Raw genomic sequence first — 2,308 nt, 5'->3', positions numbered from 1 at the left:
ATGGTGAAACAATTACAATGGATCCTTCCTGTTCAGTAATTTCAGCTCCAATGCCTTCAAAAGAAGAAGAAATGCTTTCATGGAAGTTCTTAGCTTCTTCAACATCCATATAATCTGAATATGGATCATCTAAAGATTCAAGCATCCCGTTGATAGCTCCATTAATGAGGGTATTATCTTCTACCTCTTGGAAGTAACCATTCTTTAATGTATCAAAGGCCGTATACAATTTATCAAATTCACTTCGACTTGTTTCATTTCCTACGCTGACTGCTTTCTCGTCTCCAAATGCCAAAGCAAAAGTTGTTATGCCAGCTGACAAAAAGACAATGATAAATAACAGCATAACAAATTGGAATTTCTTCATTTTTATAAAACTTGATTGCTTTTCTGTTGATTCTTGATTTATGTTCTCATCTTGCAAACCCTTCACCACTTTCATAACCGTTAGGTACTAACGAAGCTTCTTTTGAATAGAATACCATTTTTTCATGGTGATTAACAAAAAAATCATTCTTTTTCACTAAGAGACATTTATAAAAACCTGTTCAAATTATACACCATTCATTTAACAATTGGATAATAAAAAATTCATTTCAAGCAGTATGAACACATCTTCCTTCTAGCCTTTATTATTGCAAAATATGAGTCAGGTTAACAATTCCAAAAACTGACTGCTAAAAGGTGAAAGCATTCACTCTTCAAATTTTCTTTACCAAATTAAAGTATTCTTCCAAGGTTAACTTATTTTCGAAAATCGTTTTGGCTGCTTCTTGTCCTACATACCGATAATGCCAAGGCTCAAAGCTATAGCCCGTTATACTTTCTTTCCCTTTAGGATAGCGCAAAATAAATCCAAAGGAATGTGCATGATTTGCAAGCCACTTTCCCTCAGCCGTATTCGCAAATTCTTCAGACAGCATGAAGTCAGCACTTTGGCTTGAAATATCCATTGCCAGTCCTGATTGATGCTCACTGCTGCCTGGATATGCAACTACTTGAGCTGCCAGTTCCTCGCCAACTTTTGCTACCTCAGCCTTAAAAAGGTCGTTTTGTCTAGCGTAAGACCGATAACCAGATACAGCAAAAAGGTTTATCTTTTCTTTTTTTGCTTGTGAAAACATCTTCTCTAAAGCCAGCGCTGCTTCCTTGCGCATATAGCTTTTTTCGATATCCTGATCTCCAAAAGAAAACGCCACGTTTGGTCTTACAAGATCAGCGGGAGTATATTTTTCAACATAATAATATTCCTTGTTCACTAATGCCATTACATTCTCTGGATTTTGAATGAAATTTTTCCCATCGACAACCTTAATATCATTAAAGAATGAAGCTTCCAGCACCAATTGATCTTCTTGCTTTGTTGGTTCTTCATTATCTGATTTTTCTGCATCGGTATCTTTCTGCGGTTCATTTTTAACTTCTTCTTCAGGATTCTTGTCGTCATTTTGCACAGGTTCAGTTTCATTTTGTGAACCATTTTCACTCGCGTTTCCTATAAAAGGAATTTTTTCTAAATATCCGTCCAATTGGCTGCAGCCTGCTAAAAGGACACTTAGCAATCCTAACAGCACTATTTGCTTTTTCAATGTTCTCACCTATCTTTTTCTAAATCAGTCCACTCGATTTTAGCATGATCAAGAAATGAATGCGAAAAATGTCGTTAATGGTAAATTTTATACAATTTTTCATAACCGTCTTTACTCGATTGTCAAAATAAAAAACTGGCCAAACCGGCCAGTTTAGTTTATCATTGCTTATTCTTTAATAGCTGCTTCTAAAGCAACTTCGATCATTTCGTTGAAGGTTGTTTGTCTTTCTTCTGCTGTCGTTTCTTCACCAGTTAAAATATGATCGCTTACCGTTAACACAGATAATGCTTTGCGATCCAGTTTAGCAGCAAGCGTGTAGAGTGCAGCTGTTTCCATTTCAATCGCAAGAATTTGATATTTAGCCCATTTTTCCAGCTCAGCATTATCGTTATAAAACATATCTGCAGTAAAAACATTTCCAACTTTTAAGTTCAAGCCTTTTTCAAGACCGGAATCATATGCTTTCTTTAAAAGATCAAAATTAGCAGTTGGTGCATAATCAACACCGCCAAAAGTAAGCCTATTCATTTGAGAATCTGTTGAAGCAGTCATCGCAAGGATAACATCTCTAACTTTTACATCCTTTTGGATTGCTCCACAAGTACCTACCCTTATTAGGTTTTGGACATTATAGCTGTTCATTAATTCATTAATGTAAATAGATATGGATGGAACCCCCATGCCAGTTCCCTGAACTGAAATGCGTTTTCCTTTAT

General features: G+C 35.8%; 3 protein-coding genes. All 3 read right to left on the bottom strand.

Annotated elements, in window-relative coordinates; genetic code table 11:
* The coding region (locus OQ279_RS18480) for a S41 family peptidase (protein ID WP_503167773.1) at positions 1 to 442 on the bottom strand (442 nt) is incomplete at its 3' end.
* A gap of 259 nt (positions 443 to 701) precedes the next feature.
* The gene (locus tag OQ279_RS18475; RefSeq protein ID WP_266071339.1) at positions 702 to 1,589 is read right to left on the bottom strand and encodes a M15 family metallopeptidase; all 888 of its coding nucleotides are present in this window, start codon (positions 1,587 to 1,589) and stop codon (positions 702 to 704) included.
* Positions 1,590 to 1,757: 168 nt separating this feature from the next.
* A partial coding sequence (gene deoD, locus OQ279_RS18470) for a purine-nucleoside phosphorylase (protein WP_266071338.1) occupies positions 1,758 to 2,308 on the bottom strand: 551 nt, incomplete at its 5' end.

This window comes from Salinimicrobium profundisediminis, assembly GCF_026241755.1.
Lineage (GTDB): Bacteria > Bacteroidota > Bacteroidia > Flavobacteriales > Flavobacteriaceae > Salinimicrobium > Salinimicrobium profundisediminis.
The sequence above is the reverse complement of the archived record's forward strand: the minus strand, read 5'-3'. Positions and strand labels throughout refer to the sequence as shown.